Annotated in this window: 1 protein-coding gene; it reads right to left on the bottom strand. The window is 29.8% G+C overall.

Translation table 11 applies throughout. The annotated features are described in order from the left end of the window. Positions 1-238 (bottom strand): RNase A-like domain-containing protein (locus SB660_RS23575; RefSeq protein ID WP_410585011.1); only part of this gene is annotated, 238 nt, incomplete at both ends.

Genomic DNA, 238 nt, shown 5'->3' with positions numbered 1-238 from the left:
CATCACCCTTATACCTTAATGGCAATGTGGGTCTACTATTAGGATTAGATAACCATTTATCTATTTTCTTTATATTCTTTGGATTATTTAAAATGTCATTAACAACTTTTTCAGCTGTCGTAATATCTTCAAAAGTTGAAGAACCCGAAATTTTTGAATTACTTTTTAATCTCTCTAATAATTCTTCATCCGTTTTCCCAACATGCCTTTTTACTAAATGTCCTCCTTTTTGTTCATG

The sequence above is a fragment of the Bacillus sp. SIMBA_005 genome (genome assembly GCF_046535585.1).
GTDB lineage: Bacteria > Bacillota > Bacilli > Bacillales > Bacillaceae > Bacillus > Bacillus pumilus.
Note: the sequence above shows the minus strand (reverse complement) of the source record. Positions and strands in the feature narration are given on the sequence as shown.